General features: G+C 61.3%; 23 protein-coding genes and 1 riboswitch. Of the genes, 7 read left to right on the top strand and 16 right to left on the bottom strand.

Going from position 1 to position 22842, the window contains the following annotated elements; translation table 11 throughout:
• Window positions 1–236: 236 nt before the first annotated feature.
• From NKI17_RS34955 to NKI17_RS34985, 7 genes are all read right to left on the bottom strand, one after another.
• A complete protein-coding gene (locus NKI17_RS34955; RefSeq protein WP_352907714.1) occupies window positions 237–1109 on the bottom strand; it encodes an MBL fold metallo-hydrolase in 873 nt (290 codons plus the stop codon).
• Window positions 1110–1230: 121 nt separating this feature from the next.
• Window positions 1231–1422, bottom strand: a complete 192-nt coding sequence (locus tag NKI17_RS34960; protein ID WP_031212580.1) for a YdeI/OmpD-associated family protein — start codon at window positions 1420–1422, stop codon at window positions 1231–1233.
• 70 nt (window positions 1423–1492) lie between these two features.
• Window positions 1493–2287 (bottom strand): helix-turn-helix domain-containing protein, encoded by a 795-nt coding sequence (locus NKI17_RS34965; RefSeq protein ID WP_352623095.1) that lies wholly within the window; start codon window positions 2285–2287, stop codon window positions 1493–1495.
• Window positions 2288–2362: 75 nt separating this feature from the next.
• On the bottom strand, window positions 2363–2707 hold the full coding sequence (locus tag NKI17_RS34970; RefSeq protein ID WP_023679472.1) for a hypothetical protein: 345 nt from the start codon (window positions 2705–2707) through the stop codon (window positions 2363–2365).
• Window positions 2708–2853: 146 nt separating this feature from the next.
• The gene (locus tag NKI17_RS34975) at window positions 2854–3624 is read right to left on the bottom strand and encodes a type 1 glutamine amidotransferase domain-containing protein (protein ID WP_352907703.1); all 771 of its coding nucleotides are present in this window, start codon (window positions 3622–3624) and stop codon (window positions 2854–2856) included.
• Window positions 3621–5120: an aldehyde dehydrogenase family protein gene (locus tag NKI17_RS34980; RefSeq protein ID WP_352907704.1), complete on the bottom strand. Its 1500-nt coding sequence runs from the start codon at window positions 5118–5120 to the stop codon at window positions 3621–3623. Before NKI17_RS34980 ends, NKI17_RS34975 begins: the two co-directional genes overlap by 4 nt.
• Window positions 5113–5757 carry an NADPH-dependent F420 reductase gene (locus tag NKI17_RS34985; RefSeq protein ID WP_352907706.1) on the bottom strand — a complete coding sequence of 215 codons (645 nt, stop codon included), beginning with the start codon at window positions 5755–5757 and terminating at the stop codon, window positions 5113–5115. The genes NKI17_RS34980 and NKI17_RS34985 overlap by 8 nt, the downstream gene beginning before the upstream one ends.
• A 381-nt stretch (window positions 5758–6138) precedes the next feature.
• A riboswitch (guanidine-I (ykkC/yxkD leader) is annotated at window positions 6139–6254 on the top strand.
• A 101-nt stretch (window positions 6255–6355) separates the two neighbouring features.
• On the opposite strand from NKI17_RS34985, the gene NKI17_RS34990 reads away from it, so the two are divergent.
• The 7 genes from NKI17_RS34990 to NKI17_RS35020 all read left to right on the top strand — a co-directional run bounded on the left by NKI17_RS34990 (window position 6356) and on the right by NKI17_RS35020 (window position 12003).
• Window positions 6356–7420 (top strand): putative urea ABC transporter substrate-binding protein, encoded by a 1065-nt coding sequence (locus NKI17_RS34990; protein WP_352907707.1) that lies wholly within the window; start codon window positions 6356–6358, stop codon window positions 7418–7420.
• A 38-nt stretch (window positions 7421–7458) separates the two neighbouring features.
• Window positions 7459–8337, top strand: coding sequence for an ABC transporter permease (locus NKI17_RS34995; protein ID WP_352907715.1), 879 nt, complete (start codon window positions 7459–7461; stop codon window positions 8335–8337).
• Entirely contained in the window at window positions 8334–9143 is an 810-nt protein-coding gene (locus NKI17_RS35000; RefSeq protein WP_023679465.1) for an ATP-binding cassette domain-containing protein, read from the top strand. The genes NKI17_RS34995 and NKI17_RS35000 overlap by 4 nt, the downstream gene beginning before the upstream one ends.
• A 10-nt stretch (window positions 9144–9153) precedes the next feature.
• Window positions 9154–10362 carry an agmatinase family protein gene (locus tag NKI17_RS35005; protein ID WP_023679464.1) on the top strand — a complete coding sequence of 403 codons (1209 nt, stop codon included), beginning with the start codon at window positions 9154–9156 and terminating at the stop codon, window positions 10360–10362.
• Window positions 10363–10364: 2 nt separating this feature from the next.
• Window positions 10365–10904 carry a hypothetical protein gene (locus tag NKI17_RS35010; protein WP_023679463.1) on the top strand — a complete coding sequence of 180 codons (540 nt, stop codon included), beginning with the start codon at window positions 10365–10367 and terminating at the stop codon, window positions 10902–10904.
• A 47-nt stretch (window positions 10905–10951) separates the two neighbouring features.
• Complete coding sequence (locus NKI17_RS35015) at window positions 10952–11545, top strand: HupE/UreJ family protein (protein WP_352637687.1); 594 nt, start codon at window positions 10952–10954, stop codon at window positions 11543–11545.
• Window positions 11546–11766: 221 nt separating this feature from the next.
• Complete coding sequence (locus NKI17_RS35020) at window positions 11767–12003, top strand: thiamine pyrophosphate-dependent enzyme (RefSeq protein ID WP_352907716.1); 237 nt, start codon at window positions 11767–11769, stop codon at window positions 12001–12003.
• Between the two features lie 1350 nt (window positions 12004–13353).
• On the opposite strand, the gene NKI17_RS35025 is transcribed toward NKI17_RS35020, so the two are convergent.
• The 9 genes from NKI17_RS35025 to NKI17_RS35065 all read right to left on the bottom strand — a co-directional run.
• Window positions 13354–14061, bottom strand: a complete 708-nt coding sequence (locus NKI17_RS35025; RefSeq protein WP_352621166.1) for a GntR family transcriptional regulator — start codon at window positions 14059–14061, stop codon at window positions 13354–13356.
• A 106-nt stretch (window positions 14062–14167) separates the two neighbouring features.
• The gene (locus tag NKI17_RS35030) at window positions 14168–14947 is read right to left on the bottom strand and encodes an aspartate/glutamate racemase family protein (protein ID WP_352647876.1); all 780 of its coding nucleotides are present in this window, start codon (window positions 14945–14947) and stop codon (window positions 14168–14170) included.
• Window positions 14948–14958: 11 nt separating this feature from the next.
• On the bottom strand, window positions 14959–15681 hold the full coding sequence (locus tag NKI17_RS35035) for an ABC transporter ATP-binding protein (protein ID WP_023679427.1): 723 nt from the start codon (window positions 15679–15681) through the stop codon (window positions 14959–14961).
• Window positions 15678–16457: an ABC transporter ATP-binding protein gene (locus tag NKI17_RS35040; protein WP_352907709.1), complete on the bottom strand. Its 780-nt coding sequence runs from the start codon at window positions 16455–16457 to the stop codon at window positions 15678–15680. Before NKI17_RS35040 ends, NKI17_RS35035 begins: the two co-directional genes overlap by 4 nt.
• 3 nt (window positions 16458–16460) lie before the next feature.
• Window positions 16461–17435 (bottom strand): branched-chain amino acid ABC transporter permease, encoded by a 975-nt coding sequence (locus tag NKI17_RS35045; RefSeq protein WP_023679425.1) that lies wholly within the window; start codon window positions 17433–17435, stop codon window positions 16461–16463.
• Between the two features lie 7 nt (window positions 17436–17442).
• Window positions 17443–18309, bottom strand: a complete 867-nt coding sequence (locus NKI17_RS35050) for a branched-chain amino acid ABC transporter permease (protein WP_023679424.1) — start codon at window positions 18307–18309, stop codon at window positions 17443–17445.
• 83 nt (window positions 18310–18392) lie between these two features.
• Window positions 18393–19595 carry an ABC transporter substrate-binding protein gene (locus NKI17_RS35055; protein WP_352621169.1) on the bottom strand — a complete coding sequence of 401 codons (1203 nt, stop codon included), beginning with the start codon at window positions 19593–19595 and terminating at the stop codon, window positions 18393–18395.
• A 640-nt stretch (window positions 19596–20235) separates the two neighbouring features.
• Window positions 20236–21762, bottom strand: a complete 1527-nt coding sequence (locus NKI17_RS35060) for an FAD-dependent oxidoreductase (protein WP_352907711.1) — start codon at window positions 21760–21762, stop codon at window positions 20236–20238.
• Window positions 21763–22647: 885 nt separating this feature from the next.
• Window positions 22648–22842 (bottom strand): aldo/keto reductase (locus NKI17_RS35065; RefSeq protein ID WP_352907712.1); only part of this gene is annotated, 195 nt, incomplete at its 5' end.

Genomic DNA, 22842 nt, shown 5'->3' on the forward strand with positions numbered 1-22842 from the left:
AAGTCGCCGACCGGATCGCCGCCTTGATGCGGGCGCACCAGCCGCTGTTTCGCGGCGAGACGCCGATCCGGTAAGCCTCAGGCATCGATCGGCCGCCAGTGGATCAAGAATCAGATATTTTGGTGGGCCGGACGATGGTACCGCCGCCGTTGAGGACGCCGGAGTGCGGCGCGCTGCTCGTCGAGATCCTTGCCTTGGGCGAAGAGAGCGGTATAAACCGATCAGCACCGGGCCGCCTATCCGGTCACTCGTCCTCCTGCCGGCTCATAGCCGTATGCTTCGCCCTTACGCACCACGCGACCGATGCCCGGCCAGCCAAGGTGCGCGCCGGCGATCCACGTCCCCGCCTCGGCCGCGTCACTGAAAACCTTTAGGCGGGTTGCGCGCGCGGTCAGCTGATCGTCGTCATAGCCCCAACTGACCGCGGGATTGCCGAACTGCAAGGCCGGCACATGAACGATGTCCCCGAAGAATAGGAAACGGTCCTCGTCCGTGTCGAACATGTAGCCGGTATGACCGGCAGCATGACCGGGCAAGGCGACCGCCCTCAATCGCTCACCCACCTGGTCGCCATTCTGGAAAGGCTTCAGCAGGGGCCGGAACTGCGCAAGGTGCGCGTAAGCGAAAAAGCTCCCCACAGCCGCCTCGGGAATAGCGATCGCCTTCAAGTTTGGAAAGAGCACTCGGCCGTCGGGGGTAAAAAGTCCGTGCACATGATCCTGATGGGCGTGGGTGAGCGCCAAGACCGTGATCGAAGCCGGGTCGATCTTGGCTTCCGCCATGGCCTGCTCAAGACGCCCCACTGTCGGAGCCCAGCCCCCTCCTCCGCTGTCGATCAGAACGCCGTCAACGCCTGGACCTGCGAGCGCGAAGCAATTGACAGACAGGCGAAGCGCCCCTGCCAACGCAGCTTGCGGCACCGGATTATCCTGCGGGTCCCGCAGAAGGTCCGCCGGCATCTCGATGTAACCGTCCGAGAGCGACCAGACGCGCCACCTCCCTGACGTGCTGCCGAGCACGTTATTGGTTTGCGATGTCACGATCATATGGCCACCTGCCGCAAACGAAAATGGAGGATAGGTTCGATTGTCACTATTGGCTCCCTGCATAATCTGCGCAAAAGCGTGGGGAAACCGATGAAGATCAATGCGGAAAGCACCCGATCTCGATAGGCCACGGATCGGAAGATGATCGTTGACGGATCTGCTAGCTTCGCGGCGATGCCAGCTCTTATTGCATTCCCATGTAGATTCCTCCCTTCGTAAGCTCGTCAATCATCTGATTTATGCGCTTTCGGCGTGTTTCCGGGTGACGGGCGCGCTCGATCCAATGCAAGTAATCATTGCGCTGATAGGGAGGCCGTTGCTCGAAAGCAGTCATCAGATTTGCGGCCTCGAGCTCTGCACGCAAACTGTCGGGCATCTTAGCCAACGGACGTTTCAGCAACTCACATCTCCGCCATTCGAATCCTGATGCTGGAATAGATCACAAGTCAGCCGTCGCGCCTGCGAGACCGCAGCCGGCCTGGCGACAGCCCTTTCAATCGGGTCACGACGCGATTCATATGGGCCTGGTGAGTGAAACCCGCGTGCTGAGCAATCTCGGCCAGCGGCAGATCGCTATTTTCCAAAAGCTCGACCGCGCGATCAACGCGGCGGCGTAAAATGAATTGATGTACCGGCAATTGCGTCGCCTCGCGAAAGGCGGCGGTGAAGGCGCGTCGTGGTATTCCCGCGATTCCGGCAAGATGGTCGATCGACACCCCCTTTTCCAGATCGCCGTCAATCGCAGCGAGGACCCGGTCGAACCGCTGCGAGGTTAGGACCGGAGACTTCTGCTGCCGCTGGCGTGCATGCCCGAGACGGAGCAGGTTCGCGAAAACCAGGCCCAGCGTCCATTCGCGGACGATCGGGTTGGCTGGCGGGTCGCCTTCGAGGCGTCGGCACAACTCGGCCACCAGCGAATCGCGTATCGGTCGATCGGTCAGGATTGCCAGGTCCTCGGGGGTCCCGCCTGCGGATACCAGGAGCCTTGACGCCAGCGCGGAGTCAACGGTGATCATCGTCAGCTCTCGCGGCTCCTCGATCTTGAACCGCGTGGCACGCTCGGGAAGACTGAGCAGCAGGTCGCCGGGGCGGGTGAAGACGCGCCGCAGCCCGCGGCCAAGATCGATCTCTGCATAGGATGAACCGCTGCGAATCACACGCAGCTGAACGACTCCGGCCGGCGCATGGCGATAGTCGCCGGCAGGAAAGAACAACCTCTTTGCACTTGCCGCGGTCACCATCGTTGTACCGGGCGTCCGGACGCAAGTTCCTCCAGGACTTCGATGATCGATCGCCGCATCCTCGATCCTTGATGCCTACACTTTTGCCCGTTTGACTGGTCCACCAGGCGCATCATTTGCCAGGGCAGTCAGTTCACCAATCCGGGGCACAAAGATGTTGTGCAGTGTCTGGGTCATAATGGTCATTTCACGCTGAACTTGCAGTTCCTGTGCGGCGGGAAACAATGTGTCCTGCAAGAAGAGCTCCAGGCCTGCCTTGTCGTCCCATATCTCGATGATGCGATAACCATCGTCTGTGGCATGCGCGATGTGCTGGTAGATGCCGCCAGCGGGCCGTTTCTCCACGCCGATCCGATCGAGGATGCGGCTATAATCTTCGGCCGTCAGGCCGGCAATATCAAGTGTCGTCACTACGGCCATGGTTCATCCTCGCTGCTGATAGTGGTTGTTTGAGGTGGAGTTCTTGGACGGACCCCGGATCCTATTGGGCCGATGTCGTTTGGCATCGCCCGCCCTGACGGCGAGTTTGTCTCCCGAACTTCACCGACAGGAGCGGTCTTTGGTCCTCAGCCACCGAGCGCCTCGATGACAAGACGGGCGGTCGCCGCTCCGGAGAAGTTCTGCTGGCCGGTGATCAAATTGCCGTCGCGCACGGCAAAATCGCGCCACAGCCCGGCCTGAACATAATTCGCGCCGAGCGCACGCATCTCATCCTCGATCCGCCATGGCATCAGATGCGTACCGTGTGGCAGCGCGCCCATCTCCCAGACGGCATTGTCGGCGAAGTCTTCCTCGACATTGGCGAAACCCGTAACAGTGCGCCCTTTGGCCAGCAGCTCGCCGGTTGAGAGGCGAGCGTAGCGCAGCAGCGCGACGCCATGACACAAGGCGGCCGCGACCTTGCCGGCCGCGAAAAAGTTGATGAACAGCCGCTGCAACTCAGTTGCGCCTTCGAAGGTGAACATCGGCGCTTGGCCGCCAGCGACGACGATAGCGTCGAACGCGTCGACCGACAGCTCTGCGATGGGCCGGGTCGTCTCCACCAGCGCCGCCAGTTTCGGCGTCGACAGGAAACCGAGCGAGATCAGATCCGTATCCGAATAGCCGGACGGATCGCGCGGGTCGCTCAACGCATCCGCCTCGCATTTGCCGCCCTCAGGCGAGAAGATCGCGACTCCATATCCGCGCTCGGTGAAGGCGAGCCAGGGATGAGTTAACTCGCTCCACCAAAACCCGACCGGCCAGCCTGTGGTGGTTGACACAGCCGGGTTTGAAAGGACCATCGCGACGCGTTTAGGATGCCGCGGGTCGAGTGGGTTGGAATTGCGCACGCTCATCGCGCCATCTCGACTGGTTCGCCAAGATTCGCCCAAATCGTCTTGTATTGGGTGTAGCTTTCCCACGCCTCGCGGCCCTGCTCGCGGCCATAGCCGCTCATCTTGAAACCTCCGAACGGCGCATTAGGATGGTACTTGTGCCAGCAGTTCAGCCAGACCGTGCCTGCCTTGATCCGGTCGGCGAGCCGCAAGGCGCGGCCGAGATCGCTGGTCTGGATGCCCGAGGCGAGCCCGTAGCTCGTATCGTTGGCGATCCGGATCGCGTCCTCCTCGCTGTCGAATGGAATCACCGGCAGGACAGGGCCGAAAATCTCTTCGCGCGATATCCTTAGGTCGTTGGTCGCATCGGCGAAGATGGTCGGCTCGATGAAGAGGCCCTTGCCGTTGACCTGGCGGGTGCCGCCGCCCGCGGCCAGTCGCGCGGTGCGCTTGCCCTCTTCGACATAGCTCAAGACCTTGTCATACTCGCCCCGCGATGCGATCGGCCCGATCATCGTCGCAGGGTCCAGCGGATCGCCGAGCGTCGCCGACTTCGCCATGGCGCTCAGCTTCTCGACGACCTCGTCATAGCAGGCGCGTTCAACCAGCAGGCGCGATCCGGCGACGCAGACTTCGCCCTTGTTCCAGAAGATGCCCCAGAAGGCTGCCTGTATCGCGACATCGATATCGGCATCGGCGAAAACGATATTGGGACTCTTGCCGCCGAGCTCCATGGTCAGGTGTTTCATCGTCCCGGCACCGTTGCGCATGATGCCCTGGCCGACGGTGGTCGACCCGGTAAAGGCGATCTTGCCGACGCGGGCATCGTTGACCAACGCGTCGCCGATGGTGCCGCCCGGGCCGGTGACGAGATTGTAGACGCCTGGCGGCACGCCCGCGTCGAGGATCACTTGCGCCAAGGCGAGGGCCGTCAGGGGCGTGTCGGTCGCAGGCTTGTGAACGACCGTGTTACCCGCCGCGAGTGCCGGCGCGATTTTCGAACAGGACAGCGCGAGGGGAAAATTGAACGGGGTGATCGCAGCGATCACACCGAGCGGCTCGCGCCGCGTCAGGATCCTGATATTTGGTTCGTAGCTGGTACGATAGGCGCCGTCCATCGCGCTCATGGCGAGCCCGCCATGAAAGCGGAACAGTCCTGAGCAGTGCGGCATGATGATATCGCGGAAATCGCGATAGGGCATACCCATATCCATCGCCTCGCGCACCGCGAAATCCTCGGCCCGCTCGTCCATTAGATCGGCGATGCGAAACAGGATCTTGGCGCGCTCCTCATGATGCATCCGCGCCCAGGGTCCTTGCTCGAAAGCCCGCTGCGCGGCCGCGACGGCATCGCTCGTGTCGGTGACGTCCGCCTTCGCAATATCGGTGATCGCCGCCTCCGTGGTCGGATCAAAAGTCGTCGAAATCTCGCCACTGACGGCATCGCGCCATTGGCCATCGATCAGCAGACGTCCTACTGGAATCGCCTTGCGCCGCGCGGGTAGATAATCAGTCATGAACCCGTCCGTCCTGTCGAATGAGATTGAAGGAAATTGTCGGCCCCATCCCGCGCCGATAGGCGAGCTGGACCAATAGCAGCATCATCGGCTCGATCAGGCGCGAGGCCGTGAGATCGCCGACATCGACCGGCATTGTCGGCAGATCGGCGAGAAGCCGGCAAACCGCCGCCTTGGCATCTGCGTCATTGCCGGCGACATAGCTCGTCACCGGATCGCCGTTGAGACGCGGATCATCCCTGTCAAGCAATTCGGCAAAGGTCGGAATGCACTTGACGACAAGGGCGCCCCGCGCGCGCCTCTGAACCTCCTCGCCTACAGACGTAGTAGTGCCTAGCAGCATCGTGGAAAGGTCAGGCGCGACTGCATTGGTATTGTCCCAGACGATCTTGCCCGACAAATCGCCAAGCGCGTCCATCGCCAGCTCGAGAGCCGGCCATGGCGTCGCCAGGGCAATTACGTCGGCCCATCTCGCTACTTCGTCAGGGGCACCGAAGCCAACACGGAGGGTTGCCGCGATTGCGCGCAACTTGCCTTCGTCACGACTGAAGCTGAGGCGAATTTCGTGCCCGGCGAGGCCAAGACATTTCGCCAAGGCCTTCCCGAGCGAGCCTGGTCCGATGATCGCAACTTTCACAACTGCCTCCCGACACGCGATCGGGCTTGCCTAGCATCATTGCAGTCGCGCTTATTTCACGAATTGCCCTTGCACGATCGGGCGCACTCGTCACATGGGTCGGCGCCAATTGGCATCCGGATCCGCCGCGCGCTCACGCCCTTCCCGAACGTGTCCCTATTGGGCATGTATGTGTGGGCGACCATATAGCAGGGTGCGATCAGCGGAGGTCCCCAGGGCACAAGCCTGCTCATATTGGTTGACGCTAGATTTTCCTTGCCTAATCCGTCGGCGTTGCGATGACTTTTGTGGCATCAGCATAACGCGATTGCCTGCAAATCCGGGGAAAGGCCGCCTCAGGACGGCTTTCCGGACTGGCACGCCCCTTGCTTCGTTATTCATGTGCAGAGCGTCTAGGGTTCCGGCCGTGTCGATCACGGTGCTGGTCCAAGAGACGCGACCGCTTGAGATGCATTGAGGCATCTGGCGGAACACGGCGGGCCAAAATCCCGGGAGAACCCTGCACGGGTTTGCTGGCGCGAACCTCTCCCGGATGCGCGCTCCGTGAACCCCCCAACAGACGTTCGGACGCAATCCGGATCGCAAACAGGGGTATGTAATGCTTCGCAAACTGGCCACAATCATCCTAGCCGCATCACTCAGCCTCCCCTTCATCTCAGCCGCGCAAGCGGCGCCCAAGAAAGACTTCAAGATTTGCTGGTCGATCTATGTCGGCTGGATGCCGTGGGGCTATCTTTCCGACAGCGGCATCATGAAGAAATGGGCCGACAAATACGGCATCAATGTCGAGATCACCCGCATCAACGACTATGTCGAGAGCATCAACCAGTACACGGCCGGCGGCTTTGACGGCTGTTCGATGACCAACATGGATGCGCTTTCGATCCCGGCTGGCGGCGGTGTCGACACGACGGCCTTGATCGTCGGCGATTTCTCCAACGGCAACGACGCGGTCATCCTCAAGAACAAGACCGCGCTCAAGGATATTGCCGGCCAGAAGGTCAATCTCGTCGAGCTCTCCGTCTCACATTACCTACTTGCGCGCGCGCTGGAGACGGTGGAGTTGGCCGAAAAGGACATTACGGTGGTGAACACCTCCGATGCCGACATGGTCGCTGCCTACGGCACCAGCGACGTCACCTCCGTCGTTACCTGGAATCCGCTGGTCTCGGAAATCGCTGCCATGCCGGGCGCCCACAAGGTATTCGATTCGACTGAGATCCCCGGCGAGATCATCGACATGATGGTCGTCAACACCGCGACGCTGAAGGACAATCCGGCCTTGGGCAAGGCGCTTGTCGGTGCATGGTATGAAGCCATGGCGCTGATGACGTCGGGTACGCCCGAAGGCAAGGCGGCCAAGGAAGAGATGGCCAAGGCGTCGGGGACGGATCTTGCCGGTTTCGACGCTCAGCTTGCATCAACGGCGATGTTTTTCGAGCCGGCCAAGGCGGTCGCATTCACCAACGGCGCCGAACTGCCGAAGACCATGGATCTGGTGCGCAACTTCCTGTTCAGCCACGGTATTCTTGGTACCAACGCGCCGAGCGTCGACGTGATCGGCATGAGCTTCCCCGATGGCTCGACGCTGGGCGACGTCAACAACGTCAAGCTGCGCTTCGATCCGGCCTTTATGGCAGAGGCAGCGGGCGGAACGCTCTGACGCGGGAGCGCGACATGCTAGCCAGAGGAACCGGCATCATGCAGGCCGCAGCAGGTCCCGGAGTCGCGCGCCTGCAACTTAGCAGGCCGAAAGCGCGGCTTCGCCTCATCAACGCGACGGTCTCCCGCGGCGGAGCGTTGCTGCTTGGGACGCTGCCGTTTGCCGCCGTGGCGATTGCCTATCTCTTCGCTTCGGCGCAAAGGCTGGCGGTCAATCCCAGCGACAAGCTGCTGCCCTCCCCTGCACAGATGTGGTCGGCCTTTTCAGACCTGGCGACAGTGCCGGACAAGCGCTCCGGCGACCTGATCCTGTGGGCCGACACCTATGCCAGCCTGATCAGGCTGTTCGCCGGAGTCGGCATGGCCACGCTGGTGGCGCTCAGCCTCGGCGTCGCCATAGGTTTCATCCCGCGCGTCAGGGCCTTTCTGCTGCCCTTGGTCACAGTTGTCTGCGTCATCCCGCCACTGGCGCTGCTGCCGATCCTGTTCATTGCGCTCGGCCTCGGCGAAACGGCCAAGATCACCTTGATCGCTCTCGGCGTCGCACCGGTCATGGTGCGCGACATCGCCAACCGGGTGATGGAATTGCCGCCGGAGCTCGTCGCCAAGGCACAGACGCTCGGCGGCAACAGCTGGACCATGGTGCTCAGGCTGGTGCTGCCACAGGTCATGCCGCGCCTCATCACTTGCGTACGGCTGGCGCTTGGGCCGGCCTGGCTGTTCCTGATCGCGGCAGAAGCCATCGCCTCCACCGAGGGGCTCGGCTACCGCATCTTCCTCGTTCGTCGCTACCTATCGATGGACGTCATCCTGCCTTACGTCGCCTGGATCACGCTGCTTGCGGTGATGACCGACTGGCTGCTCGTGCGGCTCTCTCACATCATCTCGCCCTGGGCGCATCCGGTGCGGACCAGATGAGCCGGATCCTCGTCCATGGGCTGGAGAAGAGCTACGGCGACGCCCGCGTGCTGGAACGGGTCAACGTCTCCGCCGAAGCGGGTGAATTCCTGTCGCTGGTTGGCGCCAGCGGTTGTGGAAAATCGACGTTCCTGCGCATCCTGCTTGGCCAGGAACAGCAAAGTGGCGGCGTGGTCGTCGTCGGCGACCAGCCGATCGTGCCGGAACCGACGCCGCAGCGCGGCATCGTCTTCCAGCGCTATTCCGTGTTTCCGCATCTGACCGCGCTACAGAACTTGCTGCTGGTCGAGGACTTCCGTTCGGGCGGACCGTTCGGCCGCGTCTTCGGCGCCAGGCGCAAAAGCGCCAGGCAAGAAGCCGAAACCATGCTGGAACGGGTCGGGCTTGGCCATGCGCGCGATCTCTATCCGGCCACGCTTTCTGGCGGCATGCAGCAGCGGCTGGCGATCGCGCAGACCTTGCTCGGCCGGCCGCAGATCCTGCTTCTCGACGAGCCGTTCGGCGCACTCGATCCCGGTATTCGCATCGAGATGCATGAGCTGCTCACCGAGCTCTGGACCGAGCACGGCATGACCGTGGTCATGGTCACCCACGATATCGGCGAGGCATTCAAGCTCGGCACCCGCGTGCTGGTCTTCGACAAGGTGCGCCACGACCCCCAGTTCCCGTCCGCCTATGGCGCGACGATCACCTACGATCTGAAGCTCGACCGCAAGCACCGGGCTTCCGCACGAGACGTGGCCGAAGTGGCCGCGATGGTCGGGACGACCCGACTGGATAGCGCAATCGCGACGACGGCGTCGTGAAGGAGGTTTCATGCACAGAGATAGTCCAGAACGCCGGCATCGTCGCGCCGGGCTCACCGACCACCAGCCACGCCAACGCTTCCACCATCCGAACTTCGAGATCCGCGACATGCAGGGCTGGAAGTCGATCGAGGCGGAAGGAAAGCTGCCCGAGGATGGCTGGCGCAAGGAACAGAAATGGGCACTCGACATGGGCCTGCCCGGATCGGATTCGATCATCGACAAGTCGATCCCGACATTCGCGCGAGGCGAGTTGCCGCATTTCGCCGGCATCAACACCTTCCTCAAGGCGCCCTATGTCGAGAACGTCCGCGATGTCGGCAGATATGACGCTGCCGTCATGGGCATTCCTTTCGACAGCGGCACCACTTACCGGCCCGGAACCCGCTTCGGGCCGCAAGGCATGCGCCGCATCTCGGCGCTTTACACGCCTTACAATTACGAGCTCGGTGTCGACCTGCGCGAGCAGATGACGCTTTGCGACGCCGGCGACGTCTTCACCATCCCCGCCAATCTCGAAAAGAGCTTCGACCAGATCACCAAGGGCGTCAGCCATGTCGCCTCGTCCGGGGCGCTGCCGATCATGCTGGGCGGCGACCATTCGATCGGATTTCCGTGCGTGCGCGGCATCGCCGACGTGACCTCCAAGCGCATCGGCATCATCCATTTCGACCGCCACATCGACATCCAGGAAAAGGATCTCGACGAACGTATGCACACGACGCCCTGGTACTGGGCGACCAACCTGCCGAACGTCTCGGCCACCAATCTGGTGCAGCTCGGTATCGGCGGCTGGCAGGTGCCGCGCTACGGCGTGGCCGAGGCGAGAAAGCGCGGCACCAACGTGCTGACGATCTCCGATATCGAACAGATGGGGCTGGAGAAGGCGGCCGAGATCGCGCTCGAGCTCGCATGGAAGGACACCGACGCCGTATACATCTCCTTCGATGTCGACAGCATCGATTGCGGTTTCGTGCCGGGTACGGGCTGGCCGGAGCCCGGTGGCTTCCTGCCGCGCGAGGCACTGAAGCTGCTCGGGCTAGTGTCGGCGCCCGGCATCTGCGGACTGGAAGTGGTCGAGGTGTCGCCGCCCTACGACACGTCAGACATCACGGCGCTGTTTGGCGTGCGGGTTGTCGTCGAGGCGCTCGGCTCGATGGTCGCGCACGGCAATCTCGGCAAACACAAATCCATCATCGACAAGCCGACGAGCTTTTGACCATGCACGATGATCATCACCACCACAGCCATGACCATGGCGACGGTCACCATCACGGGCCGAACGGTCATCATCACCATCCCCACCCCGTCGGCCACAACGGGCCGGCCGGCAAGCCGTTGCAATGGCAGACACCGCATCTACCGCACGACCATGCGCCCGAACCCGCCGACGCGCGGGCGACGGATCTCGATCTCGTCGAGATCGCGTTTCTCGAAGGGTTTTCGCGGGCGCCCGACCCGTCCAGTTTCCTGCGCCTCGCCGGGATTCCGTTCGTCGGCGAGACCGCCGACGGCGTGCGGCTGCATCTTCTGCGCGTCGAGACGCAGGACATGGTCGATGTCGGCGCCGTCATGCCGCTGATTGGTGGCGCCGGCGTCACCTATCACCCGCTGCCCGCGAAACTGACGTCGCGCCGGCGCCGCCTGGCCTTCGTCTACCATGACGTCAGGGGACAAAGACTCCTCGACTTCGGCGAGGCGCGGCTTCTGGCCGACAGGTCCGGCGCCGCACAATTCACCATGCCAGGGGCCGGACAATGAGCACCGGCCTTGAACCGATCGCACCTCTATCAAACAGGTCAAGAACCATGAACAGAACGCTTTCATTCTTCGGCAGACTCGCCCTGGCAGCCCCCACAACCCTCATCCCCTCGTTGGCCTTCGCCCATAGCGGCGGTTTTCATGCCCACGGGTTTGTAGACGGCGTTCAGCACCCGCTGGCCGGCATCGATCATCTATTGGCGATGATGGCTGTCGGCATCATTGCCGCTCGCGCCGGCGGCAAGGGGATCATCATCGTGCCGTCGTGCTTTGTCTCGGCGATGGTCGCTGGCGCCCTGCTCGGTATCGCCGGCATCGGCCTGCCCTCACTGGAAACCGGCATAACGCTATCGCTGTTGGTCTTCGGCGCCATGATGGCGCTTGCCAAGCCGCTTCCGCTCGCTGTGGCCGCCTCGCTGACTGCTCTCTTCGCCCTCTTCCACGGCAATGCCCATGGCCTCGAAATTCCCGAGACGGCCAGCGGCATCGCTTATGCGGTCGGCTTCGTGGTCGCTACTTCGGCTCTTCACGCGACCGGCGCGTTAGCCGCCCTAACACTTCGGCGCTGGCCGCGAGCCATCCGCACGGCAGGGGTCGGCACGTCGTTGGTCGGCGTGGCGCTGGCCGCACAGATCATCTGAACCGCAGCCCATTCATCTGCGATGAACAGGAGGCGAAGGCGTGATCAACCGGCTAACCGTTTGGCAGCGCATCCGAAACGTGCTGTACCACCTGAAGACCCGGTCTGAGCGACTCTGATCTCATCCGGAGATTGAGGCTAGCAGCTTGCCGTACGCCGCGCGCGCGTACGGAGCGGTCCGCCGTGGGTCGCGATTAACTTGCTAGCTGCAGCCGGACGGTCTTGCCTGACGTCGCCGGCCTGTTCCCAGCTACGCCAAATGATCGCCGTCGTGAACTCCGCGCCGGCGAGCGTGACTTGGTCATCGCCGCCGCTGGCGGCCTCCCGGGCGAGGTCATGAAGAACTGGCGTGTCAAAGCGCCGAACACATTCGATCGCGAATTCGGCTTCTCACGCATGGGCTACGAGATCGCCGCAGGGTGGGGTGCGGCGATGGCCGATGTAGCATCCAGACAGTAATTCGAGGTTGATTGCGTACGGGACTATGCGCGGATTTCTATTCCGAACACCGTGCCGGCGTCGTTCAAGCACTTGATAAACGATCCTGACACTCCACCGGCGGTTGGCAACACATCTGCGGCCTCCGGAGGCCCACCATAAGTCAATAAAATCAAACGCTATGGACGGCGGTTCGCCAGTTATTACTTGGCTACCCGAGCCAAAACACACCGCTAAGTCATTGGTAAATAATAACAATGGTGGGCCCGGAGGATGTACCAAGATTGTTGATTTCATTGGCTTTTTCGTGGGCCAAAGTCGGAAATCTTCCCGTATCGTTCCGTATGGTACCGCGACAGCCAGACAGTCGAACATCGCGGCCCTATCCCGCGGGCTGCCGAACATGTCACAACCGCTTCGTCAGCACCAAATGGCACAGAGCGCGCCAGTATTCCGCGGCCGCCCGGTGAGGCATCATGAGAAGCTTCTTGCAGCACTTGATAAGCGCGACAGCGCCGAGGCGCGCGCAGCGATCGTCAACGACATAGCAGATGCGGCAGCCCGAATTAAGCTGCATGGCGGACTAGCTTGAAGCCCTGTTTGGGAACTGCCACACGGTAGCTCCCATAGCCCACCTTCACGAGCAAGCTTTCCTTGCACATGCGGGCGAGGTAGCAGCGAGGAACGCCGATGTCGGTCAGGTCTTTTGTCCGGACTTCGCCGTTCTCAAGAGCGAGCGAGACGGCGCGTTCCCTCAATGTCGGCTTTGGACCACCGGCAAGCCGGATCCGCTCGGCGCGGTCGCGATCACGCTTCCGCATCCTGACGGAGGGCTCTGGCGTAGCTTTGAGGGCAATCTGCAACACATAAGTTCGCGGTTTCGTTCAGCCCGGCGAGCCCCGCCTTTTCTACGCCATGACACGATGCTGCGCGCCGGCATCCGATGTTTCCCTACGCTACGATCCGCTTCGATCCTGCCCGCTCACTCTCGGTCATTCTGTCCGCAAAAAAGTCCACCACTTCAGTCATTTAGCCTCTTCAATTGGAGTAATCGCGTCACATCGAGGTAAGCCTGCGCAGGGACCGAACCTTTCCCTTCATTGAAGTGCCCTCTTCCCAAGCTTAGTCAATGAAGCAATTGGGGGCGGAATACATCTGGGCACTGGACTTGGTCGGCGACCTGAACTACCGCCATCTCACGAGCCTGGACTATGCTAGCGCGGAGCGCGCTTGCCAATCCCGCTTCTTTCGATCCGTTTCCTTGGGCGTCACTCCCACTGCATCAAGCGCCGAAAACTCGTGAGACCATAATCCGGGCAGCGCCGGCAATTGGCGCTGTTCGGGTACAGCAGTGCTGTGTCCTCTCCTGTTCTACGGACGAAGCAAATCCGAGAGGTTGTCTGACTTTTCTATTTTGTCTGTGAGGTCGAGCCCCGACAGGAGGTCGACCAGATGGCTGGTCATCAGGTCGGCCGCTTGGGAACTACGCCCTGCTTCGATTGCATCGACCAGAGCGTGATGGGCGTGTTTCTCACAGGTCGCGTCGCGCCGTTTCCAGTAGAGTGCGATGATGAGAGAAGAATGAGAGACAAGGTCGCGAACGAATTTGGTGAACACCGAATGTGCAGCGATTTCGGCGACGCCTACGTGGAAACGTGCCGACAGCATGATCGCCTCACTGTCCCGGCCGGCGTGAAGTGCTTCATGCTCCCTCTCGAGATGCTGCCGCAACTGCGCAATGTCGGATGGCACTGCTGCCTTCGCGGCAAGCCAAGCCACCTTTGGTTCAATCAGCGCTCGTGCCTCGAATACCTCTCGCGCTTCCACCGTCGATGGCTGGGCCACGAAGGCGCCGCGGTTTGGCTCCAGCCGCGCCAACCGGTCATGAGCCAGAGCTTGCAGGGCGGCACGAATGACGGTTCGGCTCACCGAATAGATCGACGCCAGCTCATCTTCCGGCAGCTTGGTGCCAGGGGCGAGACGGTGGCTGACGATGGCATCTCTCAGACCATAGTAAATCGGCGACCAGCGGGCTGCCGGTTTTTCGTCGCGGTCTTCTTCTCTGAGCACTGTCAACATGCTTCTCAACGCGCAGGCACGATACTGCCTGATTCATCCCAAACAGCTCAACGGTCGATGCAATCTAGTATCGCTTACGTGGCGGTCAATCCCGGGACACAGTATCTCAATTTGTGGGGCCAGGCGCGTTCTGGGTCGGCGGTATAGCTGCCGCAGCGCCCGCCGGAGACAGCGATTCATAGATGCCCGAAAATCGTTTGCCGCGGGGAGCAGCGTAGCCACCAATCTTCGATGTCCTCAGACCGACTCTGAAAAGGCTCTCTGCCAAGGTGACCGCGCAGGCGACACCGTCGAGTACGGGAACGCCGTGTTCCTCCGATAGGCTGCTTGCCAGATCGGCCATGCCTGCGCAGCCAAGAACGATCGCCTCCGCCCTGTCCTCGTTGATGGCGCGCGCGATCTCGTCCGAGATTCTGGCCCTGGCGTCCGAGCCCGGCAGTTCGAGATCGAGCACGGCAACTTCCGACGACCTGACTTTCGCGCAGCGCGACGCGAGGCCGTATTTCGCCAGGTTGTGCTCGATCGCGGGGACGGAGCGGGCGAGCGTCGTCACGACGCTGAACTTGCCGGCGACGAGACTAGCGAGGTGGAAGGCGGCCTCGCCGATGCCGATGACCGGGGCCTCGGCGGCGCAACGTGCCGCGTCCAGCCCGGTATCGTCGAAACATGCGATGACATAGGCATCGATAGCGGCCGCCTTGCTCATTTCGGCGACGATACCCGGAATAGCGAAGACTTCGTCGTAATAGCCTTCGATGCTCGGCGGACCATCGCCGGGATTCACCGAAACGATTTCCGTCCCGGCAGAAGCGACGCTCGTCGCGACCTTGCCGATCTTGGCGGTCATCGATGCGGTCGTGTTGGGATTGATGACGAGTATGCGCATGCCGATCAGCCTCAAATCTCGCCGCCGAGATAAAGATGCTTGACCCGTTCGTCGGTCAGCAAATCAGCGGAGTTCCCACTCAGCGCAACGCTGCCGGTAGTCAGCGCATAGGCTCTCTGGGAAATGCGCAGCGCCATGCGTGAGTTCTGCTCGACCAGCAGAACGCTGACTTTCTCGTCGCGATTGATCGCCACGATCGAGCGGGCAAGGTCCTGGACGAGCTTGGGCGCGACGCCCAGCGACGGCTCGTCGAGCAGCAGCAGACGCGGCTTGGCCATCAGCGCGCGGCCGATGACCAGCATCTGCTGCTCGCCGCCGCTCATCGTGCCGGCGGCTTGCGAATAGCGCTCCTTGAGGCGGGGGAAGCGGCCAAGCACCATTTCCAGCGAGCCAGCGATCTCGGCCTTGTCGGATCGGGTGAAGGCGCCCATAAGGAGATTGTCCTTGACCGACATGTAAGGGAAGACACGGCGTCCCTCCGGCACCATGGCGATGCCCATCTTGACGATCGCATCGGGGGCGGCGGCGTCGATGCGCCGGCCATTGTAGTGGATCTCGCCGGACTTGATCTTGCGCAGCCCAGTAATGGCGCGAAGGATCGACGACTTGCCGGCGCCATTGGCGCCGACCAACGCGACGGTCTCGCCCTCATTGACTTCCAGCGACACGCCCTTCAGCGCGTAGACGTGATCATAGTAGAGTTGGACATCAGCAAATTTCAGGATCTGGTTCATAGCCCGATGGCCTCGTCTTCGCTGCCGAGATAAGCCTCGATCACCTTGTCATTGTTCTGGATTTCCGCTGGCGTTCCCTCGGCGATCTTCTGGCCGAAATTCAAGACGACGATGCGGTCAGAAATCTTCATTACGGCAGGCATGTCGTGCTCGACCAGAAGGATGGTGAGGCCGCGCTCGCGCAACCGTCTGACCATCGCCACCATTCTCATCGTCTCGTCGTGGTTCATCCCGGCGAAGGGCTCGTCAAGCAGCAGGATCGACGGGCTCGTGGCGAGGCCGATGGCGATGCCGAGAGCCCGCAAGTGACCGTGCGGCAAGTTTCGGGCGATTTCGCCGGCGAGCGACGACAGGCCAAGCAACGCCAGAATCTCGTCGGCTGATGCGCCAAAGGCTGCCTCGTCAGCCTTAGCCGTGCCAGTACCGAGGAAGAAGCCAAGCAGGCTCGCGGTGGAGCGCAGATGGTGAGCGATGATGACGTTGTCGCGCACGCTCATGTTTTTGAAGATCGTCGTTTCCTGAAACGTCCGGACGACGCCTTTGCGTGCGGCTATCTGCGGCGCGAGATCGGAGATGCGCTCGCCCTTTAAGCGCACTTCGCCCGATGTCGGCCTGAGGAACGACGAGATCAGCTTGAATAGCGTCGACTTGCCGGCGCCGTTGGGACCGATGACCGACAGAATCTCCTTCTCGCGCACCGAAAAGGAGATGTTGTTGACCGCGACGAGACCGCCGAAGCGTTTCGTCAGAGCCGAGACCTCAAGCAGATCGGCCATGGCTCAACCCTTCTTCCGGGTCGTAGCCGCAAGGCTGAGCAGCCCATTGGGCAGAAACAGCATCAGCACGATCATCAAGGTCGAGTAGATCAGAAGCTGGAACCGGCCAGTCTGGAACAGGAGGTCCCAGCCGAAATAAAGCACCAGCGTGCCGAGCATCGGCCCGAATACGTAGCCGAGCCCGCCGAGGAAGCAGTTCAGCATGAAGTTGACAGAGTCGGTGACCGTGAAGCTCGACGGATAGATCGACTGCGAGATGGCGGCGAAGATCGCACCGGCGACGCCGCCGAAGAAGGACGAGACGGCATAGGCTATGACGCGCAGATAGGCGATATTGACGCCGATCGACGAGGCCAGATCTTCGTTCTGCTGGAGCGACTGGCAGAGCTTGCCGACGCGCGAATGAACCAGCCGGTACACCACCGCGAAACAGACCAGCATAAGCGCGACCGCCAGCAGGTAGAAGGCCAGCCGAGAATTATGCAACGTGGCGAAATCCGGGATGATGGTGAGGCCCAGAATCGTGAGCGCCCCAGGCAGCGGGATGCTGACCATGCCCTTGGCACCGTTGGTGATCGGCAGCGCCAGCGCCAGAAGCCGCGCAACCTCGGTCAGCACCAGCGTCACCATGGCGAAGTAGACGCCGCGCAGGCGCAGGATCGGCAGGCCGATAAGCACGCTTGCGGCCGCGCAAAACAGGCCGGCGACCGGCAGCGTCAGCCAGAACGACCAGCCATAGGTCACCACAAGTATGGCCGAGACGTAGCCACCCATCAGCGCATACGCGCCCTGGCCGATATTGATCCGGCCGATGTAGAAAGTGAGCCACACGCCGGCACTGGCGATGCTAAGCAACGCCACCGAGGTGAGCGTGTAATAGAGGTCGATCCGGCCGCTGGCCGAGATCAGAACCGGCACGGCGATGAAGACGATCGCCAGAAAGGCGGCAACCGGGGCGATTTTCACGCTACGCGTCATGGCACCATCAACCCCACGGCTTGCCCATCAGCCCGTTGGGGCGGATCGACAGGAACACCATCAGCGCGGCGAAGATGACGAGGTAAGTGACGTCGCCATATTGGCGCAGCACGGTGAGGCCGACCGACTCCATCATGCCAAGGATGAAGCCGCCGGCGATCGCACCGCCGACAACGCCGGCGCCGCCGATCATCACCATCATGAAGGCCTTGATCGAGATCGGCCCGCCGATGCCGGAATTGACGCCAGTGATGGTGACCAAAAGACCGCCGACGATGCCCGCCAGCATGGCGCCCATGGCGAAGCCGATCATCGAATAGCGGTCGACCTGAACGCCCATCAATTGGGCGGCGACCCGATCCTGGGCCAGCGCCCGCATGGCTCGCCCGACCCTGCTGTACTGCATGTAGAGGACAAAGGCCGCGATGAAGACCAGTGCGAGCACGCCGACGACCATACGGTCATAGGGCATGATGATGCCGCCCTCGTTGAACACGCCCTTGACGATCTTGGGGACACCGCGCTGTTTTTCACCGAACAACAGCAGGATGACCGCGTCAAAAAAGAATGCCGTTGCCGCCGCGAGCAGCATTGTGCTTTCTTCGCGTAGACTTCGCCTGATGACAGTTCGGAAGAGGAATTTCTCCATCAGCGCGCCGACGACAGCGAGCGTCACGCCGGACGCCAGCAGCGCCACAACAAAAGGCAGCCCGAGTTGTCCGTAGATTGTGTAGGTGATGAACCCGCCCAGCACATACATCTGCCCATGGGCGAAGTTGAGCACGTTCATCAAGGCGAAGATAAGCGTGAGCCCCAGTGCGATCAGCGCATATTGGGCACCGAGGTAGAATCCGTTGGCGATGACCTGTTCCATTGACGCCTTCGATCTTCCGAGGGACCCGGAACATGCTCCGGGCCCCCGGCAACGCGGGAGGAAATAACCGCAGGAACCTAACCCTAATCAACCGAGCCGACGAACAGGGTCTGGAAGGCGCCGTCCTTGTACTCATTGACAACCATCGGCACCGCGAGCTGACGCTTCTGGCCGAAAGAGGTCGTCCCAACATAGCTCAGCTTGGCGTCGCCTTTCAGGTAAGGGTTGGGAGCCGAGAAGGTGTCGATGGTCTTCTTGAACTCCTCGACATTGTCGATTGCCGCCGGATTGGCCTTCAGCGTTTCGAGGATGTATTCGAGCGCATAGACCTTGGTATTGGACTCGTCATTGTATTCGCCGAACATCTTGGTGTAGCGGTCGACGAATTCCTTCATCGTGTCGGAGGCGATTTCCGGTGTGGAGGCGCCACCGACGGAGATGAAGCCGTTGGCGTACTCGCCAGCGCCCTCCTCCAGAACCTTGGCGTCCTGCGCCGTTTCGGTCGAGATCAGGCCCTCGAAACCGAGCTCACGGGCGGCGCGGATGAGCAGCGGCGCATTGGCGGGCGCGACGCCGGATAGCACCAGCAGGTCGGGCTTCAGCGAAACGATCGGCGTGAGCACCGGCGTGAAGTCGCGCGTGTCGTTCTGATAGGTGTCGTTCTGGGCGACAATCTCGAGGCCCAACGCCTTGGCTGCCTCGACGCCACCATCGCGCTGGCTCAACGGATCCGATTCATTGGCGGCAACGAAGGCGATCGTCTTCACCCCCTTTTTTTCCTTGAGATATTTGTAGATCGCCGGGCCCGATTGATAGTTGGCGATCATGCCGAGCACGGCATTCGAGGCAGGCTTCTGATAAAGCGCCTTCGGGAAAGCGTACGGGAAATAAATGATGCCGTTGGCCTCGGCGACCGGACGCACGGCGGCGGCACCGTCATCGACATTCGGGCCGACCACATAGTGGATGCCCTCCTGAGCCATCTTCTCCATGCCGGCGATGGCGCGCTTTGGGTCTTTCTGATCGTCGAAGGTAACGATGTTGACGTTGTAGGTGCTGTCACCGATCTTGACGCCGCCGGTTTCGTTGAGCCAGGCGGCACGCGTCTGCATTGAACGCACATTCGATGTGCCCCAGGCGGCGGCGGAGCCGCTTGTGACACCGACGAAACCGATCTTCAGTTCCTTGTTCTGGGCCTGCACGGACGGGATACCCATGGCGGCGATGGCCAGGGTCGAGACGGCGCCAAGCGCCATCGATTTGAGAGTCGCGCGTCGGTTGATCATTCTGCATTCCCCTTCTGGTTATCGCGCTTTGTGTTTTGCTCATCGGCTGCGCGGATGCCTTAAAGGGAAACCTGGATTGGAAAATTGTCAACATTATTCTTCATTTTCGTATACAATCGTGCGCAAGGTGTGCGAAGGAACGCTTGCGGATTTAGCGTGCGATGCTGTCGTACTGTCCACCACCCGCACCCTCGTCGCGCTATGCCGACGTCGATTTGCCGTCGAGGAGGCCAACAGGGTCTCTTGCGACTCTCCCGCCCGGAGCGGCGGCGACTCTGATTTCCGCCTAGGTAGAGAGGAAGAGGTGACGAAGCCGAGCGAACGCAGCGCGCGGATTAGGTCGCGAGCGATTGCAGAACGCCGGGGTCGGGAGGAGATGCTGCGGCTGACGTCCATCGGAACGAGCGAAGCGACGGGTCGTCAACGCTCTCAAGGAGATGATACCGCTGAGATTGCTGTTCGCTTCGTTTCCGACCTGGCCAGCGTTACACGCTCGGCCCAATGATGCGATCGTTGCTGGCGATCCCCAGGGGATCATTAAGGTGATCGATGCGTGGACGTTCGCCTGTGACATCCTCGAGGAAGCGCAATTGGATGTTGATCGCCACGGAAGGCGGATAACAGCTTGCACTTCGCTAGGTCATTGGCGCTCCATTTCCACCTCTGTCTCTAGACTTTCGATGTCGCGGGAGATCGAAGCGACAGCCAGCGTGCGCCCTTTGCGCTTGAAGCGCAGCAGGCAATCTTTGGCAATGATGTCTCCATCGACCGCGATCTCGTCCCATTGTCCGGCATGACCGACATAGTTGATGCGAATATCGTAATGCTGGCTCCAAAAGAACGGCACGGCGACGAATTTTTCGCGATGGCCGAGTATGTTGAGCGCTGCGGTTTGCCCCTGCCTCTCTGCTACCACCCAATGCTCGACCCGAATGTTCTCGCCAGTGTGAGGATCGGGCCACCGCGCAATGTCACCGGCGGCGAAGATCCCTGGCGCGCTCGTCTCCAGAAACGCGTTCACGACGACCCCGTCGTCAACGGTCAGCCCTGCCTTCTCGGCAAGCCCAGTCCGCGGTCGCACGCCGATGCCGACGACGACGAAATCTGCCGTCAACGTATTGCCACTACTTAGTTTCACGTTGGTGCCGTCGATGCTGCTCGCGGTATCTTCGAGACGGAATAAGACACCATTCTGCTCATGGAGGGCGCGGATGAAGTCGCCCATTTGCGGACCAAGGACCCGCTCCATGGGCCGTCTCTCCGGTGCCACGACATGAACTTCGATGTCGCGCAAGCGCAGGGCCGCGGCAACTTCCAGGCCAATGAAACTGGCGCCAAGCACGACGGCGCGGCGCGCAGTCGTGGCTCGCTCGATGATCGCCTTGCAATCTGCGAGCGAGCGCAGCGTGTGAACCTGTGGCTGGTCGGCGCCGGGGATAGTGAGGCGGACCGGTTCGGCTCCGGTCGCAAGCAGCAGCCTGTCATAGGGGGTCCGGGCGCCATCAGCGAGTACAACCTCGCCAGAACGTGCATCGATGCTGACGACGTCCGCATTGAGATGCAGATCGATATCGTTCTTTGAGTAGAAGCTCTCCCGGCGGAGCGGGATCCAATCCTCCGGTGCTTTGCCGGCGAGGTAATCTTTGGAAAGATTGGGCCGATCAACGGGTGGCGCTTCGTCGTTGCTGAGCATGACGATGCTGCCATGATAGTGTTCGCGCCGCAGTTTTTCGGCCGCTGCGAAACCGGCCGCGCCGCCGCCGACAATGACGATATTCTCGGGAACCTGGCCGGAGCCTCTATCGCGCTGCTTCGGTGCCGTCCGCTTGCGCTTCTCGCCCACAAATATCCGTTCATCGCGTAGTTCCACCGACCAGCATGCGATTGGATTGAAGGCGGGGGCATGCAAGGCCTCGCCAGTGCGCAAATCGAAGCACGCGTGATGCCACGGACACCGGACAGTATCCCCCACCACAAGACCGTCGACGAGCGGCCCACCGTAATGTGTACATGCCGCCCCGATGGCGAAGACCTCAGCCCCGCGGCGCACCAGCAGTACCTGCTCGTTGCCACAATGGCCGACGAACTTGCCGCCATCGGGAAGATCGGCGAACGCGACGCCCTGGACCAGATCCGGCCCGTCTAATTTGGAATGACCTTCAGCCATTTTCTTCTCCCTTGGCGATACAGTGTCAAATCGCCTGGACGGCTAAGAAGCGGGAAATCTTCAGGTCCGCCGGCCTCGGAATACCTTCCGCCTGGCTAGTGCGCCTTCAGGTGCCCGACACCGCTTGTGCCCAAACGTCCGACCACATCATTTGTTGCCAGTGGGCGGCATGCACGCTTGAATTTCCGATCTCGTGCCCTTCGGCGACGAGCTTGCGGCAGCGCCTTTGTCGTCCTTGTGGGTCTGAAGGCCGTGCGCAGCCTAATAGATCGTCTGGCGTGAGGCGCGGCCCGCCAATCGAGCCAGCTTTGGGATGGACCTATCTATGGCGCGTGTAGGGAATGGGGTAAAATAAGCCGACAGCGGGCTCCGAAGGGTCGCAGTTGTTGTGAGTCTCAACGGTCGGAAAGTGCGAGCCAAGTTCAGATGTGTGAGCAGGGATTTGCATAAGTTCGTCCGTTGACTGGAAGACTGCACGAATGCGCCACGCTCGCGCAGCAAATCGATCGGCAGTCCTCGGGAGCCTACCATAAATCAATAAAATCAACGCGATACACCGTGGTTCGCCAATATTGACTTGGCCAACCAAACCAAAATATGATGCTAAGTCATTGATAAATAACGACAATGGTGGGCCCGGAGGATGCGCCAAAAACATTGATTTCATTGGCGTTTTCGTGGACCAGAATCGCCAGTATTCCCGCATCGTTCCGTACGGTCCTGCGACCGACGACCGAATATATCGGAAACCGTTATCGCCTCGCACCCTCGAATAGCATCAAACGGCGCCTCACGACACCCGTCGACCGCCCCATCGTAGGAACGAAAACGGAACTTTCGTGTGCAGTTTTGCTCCAACGTGGTCCGAATTTCGGATTCGCCGCACTAGGCGGTCTCGGCAATTTTCAGCACGGCGTCGATCTCGGCCATCACCGTTGCCGGCAGCGGCCCTTTCTCCAGCGCACCGAGATTGTCCTCGACCTGCTCGGGCCGCGTGAAGCCGGGAACCGGCAAGGCGATTGCCGACTTGGCGAGTATCCAGCCGAGCGCGCCTTGCGCAAGCGTGCGTCCGCCCGAGGT

Origin of the sequence: Mesorhizobium sp. M0816, assembly GCF_040320005.1 — a bacterium.
In the GTDB taxonomy this organism is placed as follows: Bacteria; Pseudomonadota; Alphaproteobacteria; order Rhizobiales; family Rhizobiaceae; genus Mesorhizobium.